At 43.6% G+C, this 17605-nt stretch carries 16 protein-coding genes; 10 read left to right on the top strand and 6 right to left on the bottom strand.

Going from position 1 to position 17605, the window contains the following annotated elements; translation table 11 throughout:
• Positions 1-105 precede the first annotated feature (105 nt).
• Together ACFSKO_RS07930 and ACFSKO_RS07925 are read left to right on the top strand one after the other, a co-directional pair.
• Positions 106-1347: an ABC transporter substrate-binding protein gene (locus ACFSKO_RS07930; RefSeq protein ID WP_380250234.1), complete on the top strand. Its 1242-nt coding sequence runs from the start codon at positions 106-108 to the stop codon at positions 1345-1347.
• Between the two features lie 8 nt (positions 1348-1355).
• Positions 1356-3272: a sensor histidine kinase gene (locus tag ACFSKO_RS07925; protein WP_380250232.1), complete on the top strand. Its 1917-nt coding sequence runs from the start codon at positions 1356-1358 to the stop codon at positions 3270-3272.
• 48 nt (positions 3273-3320) lie between these two features.
• Here ACFSKO_RS07925 and ACFSKO_RS07920 read toward each other — a convergent pair whose 3' ends face one another.
• The gene (locus tag ACFSKO_RS07920; protein ID WP_380250230.1) at positions 3321-7337 is read right to left on the bottom strand and encodes a DNA topoisomerase; all 4017 of its coding nucleotides are present in this window, start codon (positions 7335-7337) and stop codon (positions 3321-3323) included.
• A gap of 504 nt (positions 7338-7841) precedes the next feature.
• Here ACFSKO_RS07920 and ACFSKO_RS07915 point away from each other — a divergent pair.
• From ACFSKO_RS07915 to ACFSKO_RS07900, 4 genes are all read left to right on the top strand, one after another.
• On the top strand, positions 7842-8966 hold the full coding sequence (locus ACFSKO_RS07915) for a substrate-binding domain-containing protein (protein WP_380250228.1): 1125 nt from the start codon (positions 7842-7844) through the stop codon (positions 8964-8966).
• Positions 8967-9722, top strand: a complete 756-nt coding sequence (locus tag ACFSKO_RS07910) for a hypothetical protein (RefSeq protein WP_380250226.1) — start codon at positions 8967-8969, stop codon at positions 9720-9722. It abuts the gene before it with no gap.
• A gap of 131 nt (positions 9723-9853) precedes the next feature.
• Positions 9854-10306 (top strand): terminase small subunit, encoded by a 453-nt coding sequence (locus ACFSKO_RS07905; RefSeq protein WP_380250224.1) that lies wholly within the window; start codon positions 9854-9856, stop codon positions 10304-10306.
• A gap of 87 nt (positions 10307-10393) precedes the next feature.
• On the top strand, positions 10394-11857 hold the full coding sequence (locus ACFSKO_RS07900; protein WP_380250222.1) for a terminase: 1464 nt from the start codon (positions 10394-10396) through the stop codon (positions 11855-11857).
• 2 nt (positions 11858-11859) lie between these two features.
• On the opposite strand, the gene ACFSKO_RS07895 is transcribed toward ACFSKO_RS07900, so the two are convergent.
• Together ACFSKO_RS07895 and ACFSKO_RS07890 are read right to left on the bottom strand one after the other, a co-directional pair.
• Complete coding sequence (locus ACFSKO_RS07895) at positions 11860-12477, bottom strand: hypothetical protein (protein ID WP_380250220.1); 618 nt, start codon at positions 12475-12477, stop codon at positions 11860-11862.
• 147 nt (positions 12478-12624) lie between these two features.
• Positions 12625-12768, bottom strand: coding sequence for a hypothetical protein (locus ACFSKO_RS07890; RefSeq protein WP_380250218.1), 144 nt, complete (start codon positions 12766-12768; stop codon positions 12625-12627).
• A 71-nt stretch (positions 12769-12839) separates the two neighbouring features.
• Between ACFSKO_RS07890 and ACFSKO_RS07885 the strand changes: the two genes are divergently transcribed.
• Positions 12840-13724 (top strand): hypothetical protein, encoded by an 885-nt coding sequence (locus tag ACFSKO_RS07885; RefSeq protein WP_380250216.1) that lies wholly within the window; start codon positions 12840-12842, stop codon positions 13722-13724.
• Positions 13725-14007: 283 nt separating this feature from the next.
• On the top strand, positions 14008-14628 hold the full coding sequence (locus ACFSKO_RS07880) for a hypothetical protein (protein ID WP_380250214.1): 621 nt from the start codon (positions 14008-14010) through the stop codon (positions 14626-14628).
• Between the two features lie 187 nt (positions 14629-14815).
• On the opposite strand, the gene ACFSKO_RS07875 is transcribed toward ACFSKO_RS07880, so the two are convergent.
• Positions 14816-15169 carry a putative quinol monooxygenase gene (locus ACFSKO_RS07875; protein WP_380250212.1) on the bottom strand — a complete coding sequence of 118 codons (354 nt, stop codon included), beginning with the start codon at positions 15167-15169 and terminating at the stop codon, positions 14816-14818.
• 100 nt (positions 15170-15269) lie between these two features.
• On the opposite strand from ACFSKO_RS07875, the gene ACFSKO_RS07870 reads away from it, so the two are divergent.
• Positions 15270-15599, top strand: a complete 330-nt coding sequence (locus ACFSKO_RS07870) for an ArsR/SmtB family transcription factor (protein ID WP_380250210.1) — start codon at positions 15270-15272, stop codon at positions 15597-15599.
• Between the two features lie 87 nt (positions 15600-15686).
• On the opposite strand, the gene ACFSKO_RS07865 is transcribed toward ACFSKO_RS07870, so the two are convergent.
• The gene (locus tag ACFSKO_RS07865) at positions 15687-15983 is read right to left on the bottom strand and encodes a hypothetical protein (RefSeq protein WP_380250208.1); all 297 of its coding nucleotides are present in this window, start codon (positions 15981-15983) and stop codon (positions 15687-15689) included.
• A gap of 514 nt (positions 15984-16497) precedes the next feature.
• Here ACFSKO_RS07865 and ACFSKO_RS07860 point away from each other — a divergent pair.
• On the top strand, positions 16498-16923 hold the full coding sequence (locus tag ACFSKO_RS07860; RefSeq protein WP_380250206.1) for a hypothetical protein: 426 nt from the start codon (positions 16498-16500) through the stop codon (positions 16921-16923).
• 20 nt (positions 16924-16943) lie between these two features.
• Here ACFSKO_RS07860 and ACFSKO_RS07855 read toward each other — a convergent pair whose 3' ends face one another.
• Positions 16944-17600, bottom strand: coding sequence for a hypothetical protein (locus ACFSKO_RS07855; RefSeq protein ID WP_380250204.1), 657 nt, complete (start codon positions 17598-17600; stop codon positions 16944-16946).
• Between the last annotated feature and the right edge of the window lie 5 nt (positions 17601-17605).

The raw sequence follows: 17605 nt of genomic DNA, 5'->3' as shown, positions 1-17605 counted from the left end.
AGAAGGTATAGAGCTAACAGGGTAATTTTATGAGTTTATCGCTAGAATTAACCACCTTTAAAGGCTTGTGATACTACGCTGGTACTCTTGGAGGTTGATGTAGATTTGGATAATAAAGCGGATACTCGTGAGAACCCTATGCTTCGATATGGCAAAAACTGTCGTCTTATCGCAGTTACTTTCTTTACAATTTGGATTTCATTGAGTGAGACGAGTGTATATGCGCGCGAAGATGAGGTGCTTTTAGGTATGTCAACGGCCCTGAGTGGACCTGCTGAGGAACTCGGGCAAAACATGCGGCTGGGGGTGGAAATAAGACTTGCCAGTGAAAACGCCAAAGGTGGCGTTAAAGGACGGCGTATTCGCTTACTTGCCTGGGATGATGGTTATGAGCCTGAGCAAACGGTTCCTAACATGCGCGACCTTATCGAAATTGAACATGTATTGGCTGTTATTGGCAATGTGGGGACGCCAACCGCGATTTCCGCTCTCCCTATTGCGAGTGAAGAAAAAACTCTGTTATTTGCGCCTTATACAGGGGCCGGGGTTCTACGAAAAATACCTCCTAATCGTTATGTTATTAATTATAGGGCGAGCTACGCAGAAGAAACCTCGGCAATGGTGGATGCGCTCATTAATCATGCAGGATTAATGCCTCAAGAGATTGCATTTTTTACGCAGAGAGATGGATATGGTGACGCGGGATATGTTGGAGGGATAAGTGCCCTAAAGAAATTTGGTCTTAAATCTGAAACAGCGATTATTCATACACGTTATGAGAGGAATACGCTGGTTGTAGAAAATGCTTTGGCAGATATCCTGCTTGCAGATCCAACGCCGCGTGCGGTTATCATGGTTGGTGCCTATGCCCCATCAGCACGTTTTATCAAATTGGCTCGAGGTGCAGGGCTTGAGGCTTTGTTTCTTAATGTCTCTTTTGTTGGGGCTGAACCCATTGCACGTGAATTGGGCACTGAATATGATGGCGTTATTGTTACTCAGGTTGTTCCACACCCAGAAGACACATCTTTGCCCATTGTGGATCGTTATCAACAAGATTTGCTCTTGTATGGTGAGGGTAAAAGGTCTTCGTTTGGTAGCTTAGAAGGCTATCTAGCCGCTGAGATTTTTATTAAAGCTTTGTCGCGCTTGGATAACGCACCGAACCGGGAAAATATTATTGATGCTTTAGAAGGGTTGGGAGAATTCTCAATTGGTACAGGTCATAAACTTCATTTTGACAAGAACGATCATCAAGCCAGTCACCGTGTCTGGCCTACTGTGTTAAGAGATGGCAAGTTCGTTCCCTTTCAATGGGCTGATATCCCACTTTTATTAAAGCGTTAGAGGCATAGATGGAAGCCCATCAAGAAGTTAGGCGTATTCGAAAGATGCTTTGGGCATTGATTGGACTCAGCCTTTTGACATCTCTGGTGGTTAATCTTTCTCTGGGATGGGGGGGGATTAAACAGCGCGACCAGTCCGCTCTTTTGGCTATTGATGAAAAGGTTTTTGCTGAAGAGGTGGCAAAGTTAAATTTATTGATCCGGGTTGGAACCACGGAAATTAGGCTCTTGCTTGATCAGGGTGAAAAAAACAATCCTATAAAAGGGGTCAAAGCCCTTCAAAATTTAGATGTGTCTTTGAAGGCTTTGTTGGAAAATACCCATGAGGACAATAAACATCTGATACGTTCTTTGATTATTCAATCTGATCAACTTTTAAGCCTATTGATAAAAGCAGAAGATTGGCGAGGTCGAAATGATAGGATTGGAACTGATCTTGGCAAAGATATTACCCTGAACAAGGTGCGTCGACAATTAACTGTTATTCACACTCTTATCAACGGGATTGTGGGTAAAGGACGTTTGAAAATGACGTTGGATATCAAGAAGTATCAAGGTGCTGAACCAAGTGAAGTTGTCAATATATCCAAGAGTATAATTGAGCAACACAAAGAACTTTTACGAGAAAATATTGGCACATTATTAACCGAACTGGCCGATATACAGCGTTTGGTAGAGGTCCTGTCGGGAGAACGGAACTACGATCACTTACCAGATATTAAAGATAATAAGTTAAAACCAAGTCTGGGTCGCCTCGCGCGTGGAATGTCCGCACTCAAGCATGGATCCGCACAGGAAGAAGAGGCCTTAAAATCAGAAATTTTGACTTTGAATGCATTGTTGTTTGGGGAAGGTTATTTAATTGATGAACACCATCAAACCATTCATGTAAAGCAAGGAGGATTATATACCCTAATCAAAGATCATCTGGAATTACAGATCCTTAACGGACAAATACGTGAGGAGTTGGAAAAAACTATGGTGATTTTGGATCGGAATTGGATCGAGTTTGTTCAAATCGAGCAAGCCCGACAAAAGGAAGTTGGACTGAAAGCCGGAGAAAGTTTATCCGCAACTTGGATAGCGGTTTCCTTGATCAGTTTAATCGGTGTAATGATTTTCCTGATCTTGATCTGGTTCATATTTAAAGCCGTTTCCAAGCAGGTCGATACTCTTTCTGATCTAAGACAACAAGCAGAAGCATCAAATGAAGCCAAGAGTAATTTTCTCGCCTCCATGAGCCATGAACTCCGCACGCCCTTGAATGCGATAATTGGATTTTCAGATATCATGAAATTGCAGACATTCGGGCCACTGGGCAGTGATAAATACCATGAATATTGTAGCGATATTTCTCAATCTGGGTTGCATTTGCTTGATATTATTAATGATATTCTCGATGTATCTTCTATTGAGGCACGACAAATTCAACTTAATGAGACGCAACTGAATTTCCCAGAGATATTAAATGATGCCATCCAAATGATCCGTTTACAGGCACAAGAAGCAGATGTTGTTATTGAGAATGAGGTCGAAAATAACGGCCCTGCTTTATTTGCGGATATGCGTTTGGTAAAACAGGTTATTGTAAATCTTTTGAGTAATGCCGTTAAATTCACGCCCGCAAAAGGGACCATTCGCATCACAAAACGGTTTGATCATAAGGGGCAGTTTTGTTTGGCGGTTACTGACACTGGTATAGGCATGGATGACGATGGTGTGGAGGTTGCTTTTACACCATTTGGCATGGTTAAAAGCGCTTATGAGAGCAATGCTAAAGGAACGGGATTGGGGCTGCCGCTGGCTAAACGTATGATGGAACTACATGGCGGTACCATCACCATAGAAAGCCAACCCAAACTTGGTACTCGGGTCACCCTCGTGTTCCCGACGGAACGTATTGTTACCTCAGCTGCAACCGATTGAGGATCACTGTTTTTTCAATTGCAAATGTATGTAGTTGAAATGGTTTACTTAAAGCTCAGGTGTTATCTTTGGCCCAATCACAACGGCGAGTTCTTGGGCGGACGTGATGGCTTCATAGAAGGCTATGTTGTTCAGGTTCGTTATGCTTTGTGTGTCTTGCGGTAAAAGTACAACAACAGCTTTCATCTGACGCGTCTTGCAACGTGTTGCAGGTAGAGCAAAGGCCAGAGACAAGCGGTCTAATTCATCAAAAGAGAAGTCATGGCTTTTACTTGAAAAGTCGATGGTGACTTGCCCGCTATCAATGTTGATTAACGTATCAGAGCCAGAAGGTAGGTCGTCGCGATTGATATCCTTGATACAACCGATTTCTCCGGCGATTAAATCGCGCGCCAGATCTGTTTCTCCAAGGATGATCTTGTCGTTGATGCGAAAACGGCTATTAAAGCGATCAACAAACAGGCCGTCCTTGACCGGGTTTATCAGTTGTTGCAAGTGTGGGGCAAGGCGCTGCGAGCTGAGGTCTCCGCCCGCAAGGCTTATAATCTGGATGTCACGGATGGCGTCAAGTTTAAAGCTTTTGGGTAATCGGTTTTTGGCAATTTCGATTAGTTTGCGTTGACTATCCTCAGGATCTTTTGCCTCAACAAAATAGAAATTATTCTTTTCCTCCGGATTTGTGTTCGCTGGTGTAGTTGATAGATCGAGAGCTTGGCTTTGAGCAATACGCAAGCAATTGTGTGCGAGCCTATTGTTTGTTTCCTCAGGAGACAACTCTGTTAGCGTTAAAGGAGTAAGGCCAACGGTATTTATGGTCTCTTTAAGAGTGCGCCCAGTTCCAGGGAGTGCCATACGTCGGAAGTCATCGATCAGGAGCAACCCTGCATTTTCAGGTAATGCATCAAGAGCGGCAAGTAATTGAGGGCGATCTAAAAGTTGTGCCTGATTAATCACCAATAGCTGACAATCCAAGGTTTTACGGGCTGTACGTTTGTAACTATCAGTCTTGGTATTATACTCCAGAAGTTTACTTAGTGACGTTGCTTCTAGATCTGTATTTTTGGCGAATCTCTTTACATCACCGGCCGCAGGGCAAGCCAGAGCCAGTTTAATACCCTTGGCATCTAGGATGCGGAGGAAAGCACGTACGGTTTGTTGTTTGCCCGTATAAGGCGATCCCGTGAGGACGGACAGATGTGAGGATAATAGGTGTTTTACAGCGTGTTGTTGTGCGGGCGAAAGGGAAATGCCTTCGCGTCCTGTGATCCATAAAATCGCTTTATCTGCTTCTATTCCGCCCCATGCTGGTGTTACATCAATCATTGATTTTAGACGCTTGACAATTTTACTCTCCGCCTGCCAAAGCGTCCGCACAATAAGATATTCCTGTGTCTGTCCTTCAACATCTTTACGTTTGAGTTTATGAAGATGTTTACCTTCAATTTCAGTTTCAAGTGCGGTTTCCAATAGATCAAGCGGCAGGCTCAATCTCTTGTTGAGCATAGACAGAAGAGTGTCTTTGTTTTTATAGTCAGCTGTGAGGCTTAAAGCATGAAAAATAGCAGCGCAGGCGCGGGAAATACTTTCGGCTGGAAAATCTAATCGATGTGCCAGTGTGTCTGGTATGTCAAAAGGCAGTCCGCGAACATCCCTGACAATGCAATAGGGATCTTCTTTTAGTTTTGCAATAGTGGCTTCGCCATATGCTTGATAAAGCCTAAAAGCTCGACAGGGATCAACTCCGTTGGTATGGAGAAAGGTGCCAATCTCACGGGTTGCCTTTCGTTCAATTGACCATTCCTGAAGCAGTTTTAGTTTTGCTTTGGGGAGACCTTCAAGCGTATCAAGTTTTTCAGGCGTGTGCTGGATTATGTTTAATGTTTCAGGCCCATAGGCCTCGGCAAGTTGTTTGGCAGCCTTTGCCCCGAGACCATTGATTAATCCACCGCTGAGTTGTTTTTCCAAATTAGCAAGAACGCGTTCGGGACTTGGTCCTTTTCCCCCAAGATGTTCGTCAAGGAATTCACGACAGGCATTAAAATCCGAGGTGTACCCTTTGGGTAGTTTTAACCCCTTACTGGCGGCGATGGATTTTGCAGCGTCTTTCATTTTGTCTGTAGGTTTGCCTTTACCAGCACTTTTGGGCATGGCAACGCCCGTATTGATTTTGGGGGCGGTTGGGCCATTGGTTCTCAATATACTGATGAGGCGTGCGGTGTCGTTACCGATATTATCCCAAACCTGTCGAGCACTCTGTTTGCCTTGTAGCACATCATCCAGGTGCATTTCCCACATGGCGGTCACACCGGGGTCAACCAACTCAGGCGCAGCGGCTTTCAGGGTTTTGTATAGCGTTAATCCTGCATCTGTTGGCACGATATGTTTGCCGCTTTGGGTCAGGAAGTTTTGAAGTTTTAGTCCGGTTATCACAGCCGCGCGTGTCGCTGGTGTTCCAATGCCTTTGGCTTCTTTTAGGCGTTCTTTTAAATCCTTATCGTCAACAAATCGCCAAGAGTTTTGCATGGCATCGATCAACGTTCCTTCATTATACCGTGGGGGGGCCTTTGTTTTTTTTGTATCCGTGACCACAGGCATTAAAGTGGCAAGATCGCCATCTTGTACGGGAGGCAGCTCTCCGACGTGATCGTCCTTTTTTTCCATATCATCGGTATAGACGGCTTTCCACCCTTGTTCTTTTGGAATATTGCCTGTGATCTTGAAGTCGAGAACTCTTGGTTTTTCTTCTGGTAAAGTTACGGGGACTGCCATGGAAATATTGGTGGATTCATAGACGTAATCAGGCATAAGGATGGCAAGGTAGGAGCTTGCGACCAGATCAAACATACGTTTTTCGTCTGGCGTGAGGCGGGGGTAAATAACTTCAATCTTGTCCATAGTGTTTTTGTTGGGGACAATCGCGTGGTGAGATACGCCTTTTAACCCTGCATCGGAGAAGTGCCCGGTTTTCCCTTTCCGAACTTCGGGCTTTGCGAGATCTCGCGCTAATTCTGGACTCTGATATTGTGTCAACTTGCTCAGGCCCTGAATAATTTCCCCAATGTCATCAATTTGGTTTTCGGCCAAATAACGAGATTCAGCACGGGGGTAGGTTTGAATTTTTTTACCTTCCCCGTCGTAAAGTTCCTGAGCAATATTGAGCGTTTTATCTGCGCTCCACCCCCAACGACGGGCGCAAATTTTCTGTAGTTCTGGAAGATCAAGCAGGCGAGGGGGCTTGGTCTTCTTGATCTTTTTCTCAGCCTTTATGGGGCCCGTAAAACCCTCGACGGCTGTACGAATTTGTTCTGCCTTGTCGAGATCGAGAATTTTATCTTTTGGAGCATGGCGTAGATCCAATTGGAGCTTGTCGGCACTGTTTTCCGGACCACTTGGGATATTCCCAGGGGCGTCGATCGTTGCTGTTGCGATAAGGTGATAATAGTCCTGAGGCGTAAAATCCAGAATTTCCAATTCGCGCATGCAGACGATTGCCATTGTCGGCGTTTTGACCCGGCCAATGCCGATGGCGCCGTATTGGCCAGGTTGTTTCAAGGCCACAGTTGCCGCGCGGGTGAGAGAGAGGTTGTACACTTGATCTGCTTGTTGTCGTACGACGGCAGCCTGGCCGAGGTTAAAATATTTTTCGTTGGGTTCCAGATTATCAAAGGCTTGGCGGAGGGTCTTTTCATCTTGTGCCGTAAACATGGCCCGCTCGACGATGCCGTTAAACTGATAATGTCGTAAAATCTCTTCACCAATCAACTGTCCCTCACGGTCACAGTCAGTTGCGAGAATAACCCTTTTGGCTGTTTTTAACGCATCTGCGATAGCCTGTAGCTTACCTTTGGCAGAAGGGGATGCGTCAGGTGACGGACAGGTGGGGTAAAAGTCATCAGGTTTTAACAGGTCAAAGGACCATTTACCCCAACTGCTTTGAACTTTTTGGGGTTCAACAAGACTTAGAAGATGTCCTTCGGCGGGGTAAATACGTCCAAAATTACTGCCGACAGCCGCTTGAACATCTCGTTTTTGAGATGTTTTTTCCGTGATGATAATTGTCGACAATCTTAAACCCTTTACCTGTACTTACTCTGGATTTACTTGCAGTACTTATTTTAAATTTCTTTTAGCGCAAAGATAGCGAAAGGATAAGTCCCCCTGAAAGATTTATTTTAAAAAGACCATGAACTCATTAGAGTTGAGTAAATGCATTCATTGGATTTTTTGCAAGAAAAAGCATCATCGTTTGGGATGTTTTACTAAACCTTTAAATCGGTCTCGTTTTTTTGATTTGGCCTTGGAAAGCTGAAGTCCAAGAAGATGATGATATTTTTGTCCACACCCTTTCAAAGGTTTTAAATCTTAATACTCTGATAAGGAATAGATAATATCTGTGTGATATCTTCAATTAACATAATGAAGTTTCTCTTGTCTGAGTTGAACCAAGGTCTTTATGATTACTGGAAAATATTCTCATTTTTAGAAAGACCTGGTTGATTAAAATAGGGTGATAATTAATTTTTAAGGCGTGGTTGATGTTATGCATAGATAATAAAACTGGTGTTGGTGATGAATAAACGAACGCCGCTGTTTGTTGTTGGCCTTATCGCCATACTCGGCCTATTAGCAGGTTTTTTTCTTCTTCTCTCACAAGAAGAACCTCAACCTTTACCTGATCTTATTCAGCTTTCAACTATTGGCCCTAAAGGCGAAGCGCCTGTGAGTTCAGATGTTCTTTACCTGCTTGATACACAGGTCAACTCTGTTCGTAATATGCGGTTAAAAGCTGCGGTTGTCCTCCACGACACTGAGACAGACTATAGCCGTGTATTAATCAGGGGACTTAGGCAGGAAATGACCAATCTGGGCATAGATCTTGTTTATTTGTCGGATGCCGGGCACGACCCGTATATCGAACGACTACAACTAACTTCTGCTTTGTTAAAACGACCAGACTTGTTGATTGTTTTACCTTTAAAACCTGATGATTTGACCTACCATCTCAAACTGGCAAAAGATCAAAAGGTTGCTGTTGCTATATTGAACAACCTCCCGGAAGGGATGGAACACCCCAAGGATTATGCCGGGGTGGTGACTGATGATCTTTTTCAGATGGGGCGCTACACTGCCGAAATGATAGCGAATAGTTTGGCGGAGGTGGGAGAAATTGCAATTCTCTATCGTGACACACCCTATTATGCGAGCGATCAAAGAGAGAAGGCGCTTGAGACCGTTTTAAAACACCGGTATCCAAATGTTAAGGTTGTTGCCCGAGAAGGCGCAAATTCAACAAAAGAAGCTGAAGCCAAGACACTCAAAATATTGAATGACCATCCCAAAGTGAAGGCGATTTATACACCGGGTGTTTACCTTGCAAAAGGCAGTCTGGCGGGCTTAAAAAAGTTGAATAATAAAACAGTGAAGCTTTTTACTGTAGATTTTGACAAGGAATTGTCGAAAGACATGGTGAGTGGAGGGAATGTTGACGGTTTTGTTGCCAATCACCCCTTTGATATAGGGCTCGCCCTGGTACGTTTAGCCGTTTTATCTAAAATAGGGGAGCCTACGCCTGCGCTTACAACCGTTCGTGCTGAAAAAGTGGATAAACGTAATATCGCAATTCGGTGGCGGGAAATTCAACACGAAGAAGTACCTGAAGATATTGAGGCTGATATTATGAAGTTAGATCCTTAAATGAATCTTTTGCGCCGATATAATAAAACTTTTGTTGTGGCTGTTGCATTTTCTATTTTTCTGGAAGTTTTCGGATATATGGTGATGCAGAATGAGCTGATATACCTTGATGATAAGATCAAAAATGTAAACGAACAGTATCGTAATCTGTCCCGATTGACGAAAACCTTACTCTGGGGGGATGTGGGCAAACCTGTTCAAAAAGATGCATGGATCAAGGCTTGGAAATCGTATGACGAAAGTCTTTTAGAGCTGGGAACGCAACGATATCAACTCTTACTGACAGATGATATAAAAGATCATCGAGATACTATTTTCCTCTTTTGGGCATCTTCACAGAAGAGTTTTAAGCAGGCTGTTGAAAAGATAAATCAAGTCTTTCCTGAGGATACCAAAATACCAACATCTACTGGTATTTTTCCTCTTCTTGATGATGCAAAAAAGCAAGGGGATCGTTCTTCTATTATTTTATTGTCTGAGCTGATTTCAAGTCTGATATCGTTCAACGTTTTTGCCAAAGAAGTTATGCAGATTGATCTCTTAAAACTTGATAAAGAGATCAATGAGTTAATTGAGCGTATTAACTATTATTACTGGTTACAGCTTTCTATTGTTCTTTTTGCCTTTTTTATCAGCTCTATCATTTTGCTGTTTTATCGCAATGATCCGCTCAAGAGCAGGCGTAAGCGTCTACGAAAGGCGAAAAAATCGACTAAAATAAAAAGGAAGCCACCACGTAATTTCAATCGTCAATAACAGGGATTTTCTTAGTTTTTGTCTATGATGAGTTGAGTGCTGTCTTCGCTGGTTTTACAATGTGTTGAGGGGGACTCTCATTTGTTTGAGCGTCTCCCTCATTATTTTTGGGTTGTTCAACTGGATATGGCATGGATGAGCAAAAGCAAAAAAGTATGCTTACAGATATGCAACGGCGCTTTGTGGAAGAATATCTCCTTGATCTCAATGCCACGCAGGCTGCACTCAGAGCGGGATACAGTCCAAATTCTGTCAAACAAACGGCAAGCAGGGTACTTCGCAAGATATCAGTAAAGGACGCGATAAAGCGGGCTCAGGCTGAACGTTCCGAGCGCCTTAAAATTGACGCAGACTATGTCTTACGCGGGGCTGTTGAGCTTTTTGAACGCTGTATGCAACGCAGCACGGTTGCAGATGCTGAGGGCGAATATAAATTCCAACACAGTGGAGCAGGTAAAGCACTGGAACTTATTGGTAAACACGTATCGGTTCAGGCCTTTAAAGAAAAAGTTGAAATGGGCCTTGAGAGAGAGTTGATTGAACGTCTGTCACGCGGACGAAAGCGTCAAAAAGATCAGAACTGATAAGTTCGGACTGAGGCGGTTTATCAAGAATTTTGGTGATGCGCACTCTTACTCACATTTAGTTCAAAATCAGATTTGAGGCGTTAGATGACCCATGTTGTTGACTTGGACATTGCGGAAGACTGCGCGCAATTTTATGCCGATCCTTTGGGATTTGTACTTTGGGCTTTTGACTGGGGGCAGGGAGAACTTAAAGATTTTCCCGGTCCACGGGATTGGCAACGTGATTATCTGGTGAGCCTTGGGAAACAGATTAAAACCCGGGGTTTTGACGGGGTACATCCCGTGGCGCCAATGGACATGGCAACAGCATCAGGTCACGGAATTGGCAAGTCAGCTATGTCGGCCTGGTTGATCCTCTTTATCATGTCGACACGGCCCTTTGCCAAGGGGGTGGTGACATCGAACACCGGGGATCAGTTGCGAACCAAGACCTGGGCCGAGCTTGGAAAATGGCATAAACGTTGTCTGACCGGACATTGGTTTTCCTGTAGTACAAGTAAGGGAAATATGTCTTTGGTTCACAGGCGTCACGCGGAGAGTTGGCGGTGTGATGCCCAAACCTGCCGAGAGGAAAATTCCGAGAGTTTTGCCGGCCTTCATGCCGCAAATTCAACGCCGTTTTATCTGTTCGATGAAGCATCCGCAGTACCGGATAAAATATGGGAAGTCAGCGATGGTGGCTTGACTGATGGGGAACCGATGCGCTTTGTCTTTGGCAATCCAACCCGAAATTCCGGTCGTTTTTTCGAATGCTTTAACCGCCTTCGTCACCGCTGGCAGGTGCAACAGATCGATAGCCGTCAGGTCGAAGGCACCAATGCTCATCTGATGGCGCAGTGGGTTGAAGATTACGGCGAAGACAGCGATTTTGTTCGGGTCCGGGTGCGCGGTGTTTTCCCCCGCGCGGGGTCCACACAGTTTATCTCAAATGAAATCGTCGTCGAAGCCAAAGCACGTACCCTGTCCCCCCAGCCTGAACACCCTCTGGTGATCGGCGTGGATGTGGCGAGGTTCGGTGATGATCAGTCCGTCATCCTTGTGCGCCAAGGCCGTAAGGTTTTGGAGATCAAGAAATACCGGGTTGATACCATGCAGCTCGTCGGACATGTGATCGAAGCAAAGCAAGCATGGAAGCCTGATGGTGTGCTGGTGGACGGTGTCGGCGTTGGCGGTGGTGTTGTGGATCGGCTGCACCAGCTTGGCCATGATGTGATAGATGTAAACGCCGGTTCCCGGGCGCAAGATCAAAAGATCTATCTCAACAAACGTGCCGAGATGTGGGGCAAAATGCGTGACTGGCTCAAGGGCGGTGATATCCCCGACAATGATCAGGAGTTACAAACTGATCTGACAGGCATTGAATACGGGTTTGACGCCAAGAACAGACTTCAACTTGAGCGGAAAGAAGACATGAAAAAGCGCGGGCTACACTCGCCTGACGTGGCGGATGCTCTGGCGCTTACCTTTGCGGAAACAGTGGTGAAGTGGTCAGAGGATGATTATGGAGATATGGACGTGGCTATTTCGGATTATGAGCCGGGGGGGTAGGGTTAATTTATCTTTCCAGTTTTGGTATTAAGATAAACTTTGTTGTATCCATTACAATAAGTGAAATATATTGGTTTTGTACGGTGAGTATATGACTTTACCCAGCCACCATTATCTATGAAGTCTTTTTTTGTGCAGCGGTCTTGTTCTATTAATGATCGCGTGGCTTTTAGGAATGCTTTTTTGTATATCCTATAATCATCGGATTGAGCTATCAGTAACTCATCTCCAGAAGCATCTTTTGCCGGATCTTCTGGGCGGCTTGAAGATAGGTATAATACTGATACCCATTCTGCGAATTTTCCATCAACAATCCCATTTTTCGGGGCGCACTTTGAATCTCCTGAGTCTACTAATTCGCTTCTACCAGAAGTGCAGGAAGCATTGTAGTACTTTGATACCCTAGCCCACCCCCCTTTCACCTCATGTACATGTGCAGCTTCTCTAAAAAACAATCTGCCAACAACACCGCATGATGTTGAGGGGCAAGTTCTTCTATTAAGCTTATCGGAAGTTACCCATTTTTTTTTGATCGTTTGAGCTGTGGCTGGCTTAACTACAGTTAGAGGTAAGCTCAAAATAACTAAGACAGAAAGTATAAATACTATATTACGGTTCATTTTCAGTATTTTTCTGGAATCAATGACAGTGGTAAGACGGTAATAATAGCTATACTAGATTATTTTATTATTTTTTTCCCCATTTAAGTGTGCGAGTTTGCGTCTTAGGGTTGAGGGAGTCAAGGCAAAGAAGGAAGAGGGCGGGGGTTAGTGCAGATGGAATTTTTGAACGCGTGAAGGGCGTTGACGAGGCTTTGGCGCAATCAGAGAAACCAAACTCAACAGTATATCTGTCGGTGTGCATGATACGACAGCCCAAGTTAGCGCTAAAACAACAATACGAACAAACATTATAACCCTCCGTAATCTGCTCTTAAAATGGGAGCGGAAACGCAAAGAGTCAACCATAAGGAGTTTTTGATATGCCAGCAGGACCAAGTGGAAAAGGTAATGCCGACGCAGCTAGTGGCAAGAGTATGGGTGGAGGAAACCGAGGCCGTGACGGTGGGAATACGGGTAATTTTAACGGGTTCAAGCCTTCACCCGGCCCCACAAAAGTTGATATGAGTACCGCAGCATCGGCAGCAGCTGGATTGCATTCACCCGAAGCTCAGGCGGCGGCAAATGAGGCTCATCGTAGAGCGAATAAGCTTGGTGTCTATGCGGGGCTGGGACCTGAGAAAATTGATTTCGACGATATGAGGGCGTTAAGTCAAATTGTATCACCAAAGAAAGTTGATCCGACGGATTTGGAGGCGGTGAAAGCTAGAGAGGCTGTGACTGGTATTCGAAATGCTCAAGCAAGGAGCTTAGCCAAGTCTTATCGAAGTGGGTTATCCTCAACAATGGCAAGTTATGGGGCTAAATTTATCGCTGGTGTAAACTCTGAACTTACAGTGGACGAAATTGGGAATATTGGCTTTCAGGATAGTTACTCCCCCACTGAGCAAGCATTGGAATTAATAAGTAAATCAACCAGCCCATTAGTTAGTGGATTGGTAGGGTCTAGTAGAATTGCAGGTAAACTTGGTTATTCCCCGCATAAATCAGTTTCAGGTTTTCGCACAATCGGTAAGGCGACGGATCAACGCGTAGCCGGAGAAGCAAGGAACAGAGCGAACCGTGAAGGTGATAACGGATCAGTAAATCCCAAGTCACTCTTCGCGCGTGCGGAACAAACGCTTTATCCCCAAGAAGAACAGGAACCATTGTTTGGTGTTGGTATTAGTCAGGGTGCGTCTAAAGTACGTAAAGCGCCGCCATTATCAGCATTGAATGTAAGACGCGCTCTGTTCGGGCGGGTTTAATGATATGACACACGTGAATGGGAATATGGGCTGTGGGGATCCTTACATGCTTGTGGCAGTCAGGTGAAAGTTTACCGTTTCCCGTTCTATTATATATCTCAATGTAACTTTGTATCTAATACGCCGCGCATGTTCCGGTCTCTTGGTTATTAGAAAATGTTCTCTTTTTAGTTGCAGGAAGAGGTTGTACAGAGTAGGGAATTAAACAAATATGAGATTTGAAGTTTTGTCTTTGAATTGTCCGGTTTTATTTTGATATTAGTTTCTGTCTGGGGGAATTTTCGTGAAACAAATTATGGTACTGGTTTTGTTGCTTTTTGTCGTGGGATGTAAAAGTGCGACGACGTCATCGTTGGTTGGTTCAGGGCCAATTACATTAAGCGCTAGCGCACAGAAATCTTATGAAAAATATCTTAAATCAAACCCGCGTGCGTTTGCGGTAACCAACGATGGTAGGACAAGTTGGGGGTGGTATTATTGTCGTGACATTCAGTGTCGCGGAACAAAGCTGCAATCAATGCCAAAAGCAATTAAAGTGTGTCAAAAATATTCAAATGGAAAGCCCTGCAGAATCTATGACATTGGTGGAAAAATTGTATGGGATCAGAATGTTAAACCGGAAAAAGAAATCAAAGTCGATCTTTACGATCCCAAAAAATTTGAAATCTCAGACGGGCAAAAAACGGCATTCGGTCGTTATCTTGATCTGGTGAGTATTAAAGATTCAGATATTAATCTGGCTTTTGCAATTAGTAAAGATGGACATACGGCAAGATCAAGGTCCAAAGAAATTGCGCCCTATAATAAACTCAAGCAAACCGTTCTTGAAATTTGTCGTGCGAAATCTTCCGATGAAGAGTGTGTTTTGTATGCCATTAATGACAAAGTCGTAACTGAGAAGTAGATCTCTACAGACCTTCAAATTAAGGCCCTCCGGGGCCTTTTTTTGTGATCAAAAACGTTTGAATTAACGGGTCGAGGCCTCGACGCGAACAAGGTTACCGGGACTGGTTTAATTTTAGAGATGTTTTGGTTTGATATGTTTGGCTAAGCCTATCCGCTTTCAGATTAGACTGTTCATTTTCGACATTTTATTCTGGATAGGGGCTTTGCATAACCAGCCAGTCAATTTCCATATCTCCTTCCAAATAGTGATGGCGCTCTTTTAAAAAATCCTGAACATGAGGTGTTGTCAAGTGACGCTCCAAATGTTCTCGAGATTGCCAAACTTCGTAGAAAACAAAGAGATTGTTATCATGGCGATCGCGATGGACATGGTATTCTAACGCGCCGGGTTCTTTTCGTGTTGGCGCGACCATATCAATCAGTCGGGTTTGTAATTGATCTGCCATCTCAGGTTTCGCTCTGGCACGACCGACCAGGCTGTATGGCTCTGTCTCTCCTTCTTGCAGGGAAGGCAAAAGGATCTGATTGTCGTTGGACATGTCTTTTTCCTGTAGGTATGATGTTTTTCATATCTATTGGGTATAATATCTATAGGTATGAGTCAAATCTTACCTGAGGCTTTGAATAAAGGAATTTTTAATGCCAGATGATGAGGGACACCCGTCCCTGGAAGAAATGGAGTTGTCGGTGATTTTCAATGCACTTTCTGATCCATTACGTCGCCATGTTATTGGAGAGCTTGCGGTTGCACCACGGGAAACAGAGCGGACCTGTGCTTCCTTTAAGTTACCGGTTTCAAAAGCTACTTTGACGCATCATTTTCGAATATTGCGAGAGGCCGGTTTTATTCGACAAGTCAATCGAGGCAATAGTCGGGCTGCTTGCTTGCGCATGGAGGATATTGATCTGAAGTTCCCGGGTCTTCTTGATTTGATCCGCTCTACTAGCTTTGACGTGCCTAGTCGTTAGGGAGAGCACTGACAAGGAAAAGTCTGTTGCGATCTTTAATAATCGATAGTTTTAGCTGTACTCAAGATATCAATACTCTATTTAATTCTAGTCCTCTTTTTCCAATTCATCCTTGTCAAACCCGCCTTTATCAAACCCTCTGGCAAGGAAAAAAAGACCGGGGAGGGCAAGGTAAGCCGTGAGGAGCAGGAACCAAATTTCATTTAGCTGGTAATAGATATCCGGTTTATCAAAAAAAATCAGATACCCGATCAAGACAGCAAAACTTGTCGCAATAACGGCGCTTAAGGTTGGTGGGATACGTTCACTGATCCAAACAGAGAGACAAACGTGGGGGAAGGTTAAGAGTAAAAAAAGATCGATTAATTTTTGTTTAAATGCCATTTCCAGAACCTTGTTTTACCTTACATTTCAACTTTGAAATGGCGGGAGTACGAATTTGAAAATTATGAACTAAAAAGGAATGCTCTCGCAAGGGAATGCCAATAAATATTTGGTGATCAATCTGAGAATAATAAGAGCATTGTGAGTTTTCTCGACACTTAAAAGCAAAATTCGAGTGCCTATTTCTTATAATACACTCGACCAAAGTGTATAGTTCACTTGATTAATAAAATTGTTGCGCAAGATCCTAATATAGTTAGGATCATGGCTCGACTGATTGATTGTACCAAGCGCCGCAAAGTTAAAATAACCGAGCGGCGTTTTGGGTTTCTGATGATAATTAGTCTTTTTCAGAGATTAACTTATCCTTCTCGCTCGCCCCAATTACTCGAATTCAGTTCTTGATCCATTCAGGTCTGGTACCTGTGGTTTCGTAGCAAAAAAATTTATAAGATACAGATTGTCTAATATTCATCATTTGTTATAATATTGTTATATAACAATAGGTTAACGTATGTATTTGAAATTAATTTTATCTATATTTTTGGCAATTTTATTTTCTTCTTGTGATGGAGAAAATAGCATATTGTCAAAAAATTGGAGTGAAAACAACGCGAACAGGTGTAGTGAAGCAGGTAATTATATCTCTTTTCGCGAACAGGGGATTTTTTATTCAAATAAAGTGGTCGAAGCGATGATCTTCGATCAACCAAGGTATGTTATTAATGATGAGGGCGATTTGCTAATTTATCCCAACCATTCCGAATTACATACCCAATCCCATAGAACAGTTAACAAAAAAATACACTTTAAGCTCGTGCAAAGGGATAATCGTCTTTCTTTCGATAGCTTTTACCTTGGAGAAAATGCGATCACCGATAAGTTGGATGATCAATTGGAAAACGCGGTTAAATTATTGGATTTAGTCAGTTGTGATTAACAGCTAGGCGAATAAGCTTCTTAATATGAAAAGAGTTTTTTGTAACGGCCATAAAGCTCCATTGGCTCCAAAACACATTTTACAGGTATGATTTCGTTACTTCTTCCTGTCGCGGTTATTTTCAGTGCTTCTATCTCTTCCGATGTAATGGTCGCGCCTGTCGCCATTTTATCGAAAGTTATGCGCTGATTATCAGGCAGATAGCTCCATGTGTATTTAGCCATACACAGTGATGCCGCTTCCTCTTCTGCCAAGGTGATAGCAACAATTCTATCGTGTACTTTTTTGAAAAATGCCCGGTGCTGGCGTGCTATCCCGGCCTCGTTTTTCAGAGCTTCATATTTGGTTTTTATATTTTTTTTGGCTTGATCATCTTGTATTTCCCGAAGAAATTTAAGATAAAGCAAAGACAAGCCGGGGCGATCAAACCTAGTGGAAGTGGCTTTCAGCTGATCCAATGTGGTTGGCTCAAACTCCGTAAAAGTTCCGGAAGTTAAAGCGTGTGTCGTTTCTGAATTGTAAGTCAGTTCAGACGCCACATCGAAGAGATCAATTTCCTCAATATGCCTGCCTGTCGAATTTATCGCGGTTGTTGCAGGGGCACTAGGAGATGATTTTGTTGTTGTTTGGCAAGCCGTAAGGCTCAATAACAGTAGCATGAAAAAAGTAACACGCATTTTAT

The organism is Kiloniella antarctica, from assembly GCF_042682825.1.
Lineage (GTDB): Bacteria > Pseudomonadota > Alphaproteobacteria > Kiloniellales > Kiloniellaceae > Kiloniella > Kiloniella antarctica.
The sequence above is the reverse complement of the archived record's forward strand: the minus strand, read 5'-3'. Positions and strand labels throughout refer to the sequence as shown.

Excerpts from the sequence above, each read along its gene's own strand:
- ACFSKO_RS07925 (WP_380250232.1), top strand. The coding sequence starts at position 1,356 with ATGGAAGCCCATCAAGAAGTTAGGCGTATTCGAAAGATGCTTTGGGCA.
- ACFSKO_RS07915 (WP_380250228.1), top strand. The coding sequence starts at position 7,842 with ATGAATAAACGAACGCCGCTGTTTGTTGTTGGCCTTATCGCCATACTC.
- ACFSKO_RS07910 (WP_380250226.1), top strand. The coding sequence starts at position 8,967 with ATGAATCTTTTGCGCCGATATAATAAAACTTTTGTTGTGGCTGTTGCA.
- ACFSKO_RS07905 (WP_380250224.1), top strand. The coding sequence starts at position 9,854 with ATGGATGAGCAAAAGCAAAAAAGTATGCTTACAGATATGCAACGGCGC.
- ACFSKO_RS07900 (WP_380250222.1), top strand. The coding sequence starts at position 10,394 with ATGACCCATGTTGTTGACTTGGACATTGCGGAAGACTGCGCGCAATTT.
- ACFSKO_RS07895 (WP_380250220.1), bottom strand. The coding sequence starts at position 12,477 with ATGAACCGTAATATAGTATTTATACTTTCTGTCTTAGTTATTTTGAGC.
- ACFSKO_RS07890 (WP_380250218.1), bottom strand. The coding sequence starts at position 12,768 with ATGTTTGTTCGTATTGTTGTTTTAGCGCTAACTTGGGCTGTCGTATCA.
- ACFSKO_RS07885 (WP_380250216.1), top strand. The coding sequence starts at position 12,840 with ATGCCAGCAGGACCAAGTGGAAAAGGTAATGCCGACGCAGCTAGTGGC.
- ACFSKO_RS07875 (WP_380250212.1), bottom strand. The coding sequence starts at position 15,169 with ATGTCCAACGACAATCAGATCCTTTTGCCTTCCCTGCAAGAAGGAGAG.
- ACFSKO_RS07870 (WP_380250210.1), top strand. The coding sequence starts at position 15,270 with ATGCCAGATGATGAGGGACACCCGTCCCTGGAAGAAATGGAGTTGTCG.
- ACFSKO_RS07865 (WP_380250208.1), bottom strand. The coding sequence starts at position 15,983 with ATGGCATTTAAACAAAAATTAATCGATCTTTTTTTACTCTTAACCTTC.
- ACFSKO_RS07860 (WP_380250206.1), top strand. The coding sequence starts at position 16,498 with ATGTATTTGAAATTAATTTTATCTATATTTTTGGCAATTTTATTTTCT.
- ACFSKO_RS07855 (WP_380250204.1), bottom strand. The coding sequence starts at position 17,600 with ATGCGTGTTACTTTTTTCATGCTACTGTTATTGAGCCTTACGGCTTGC.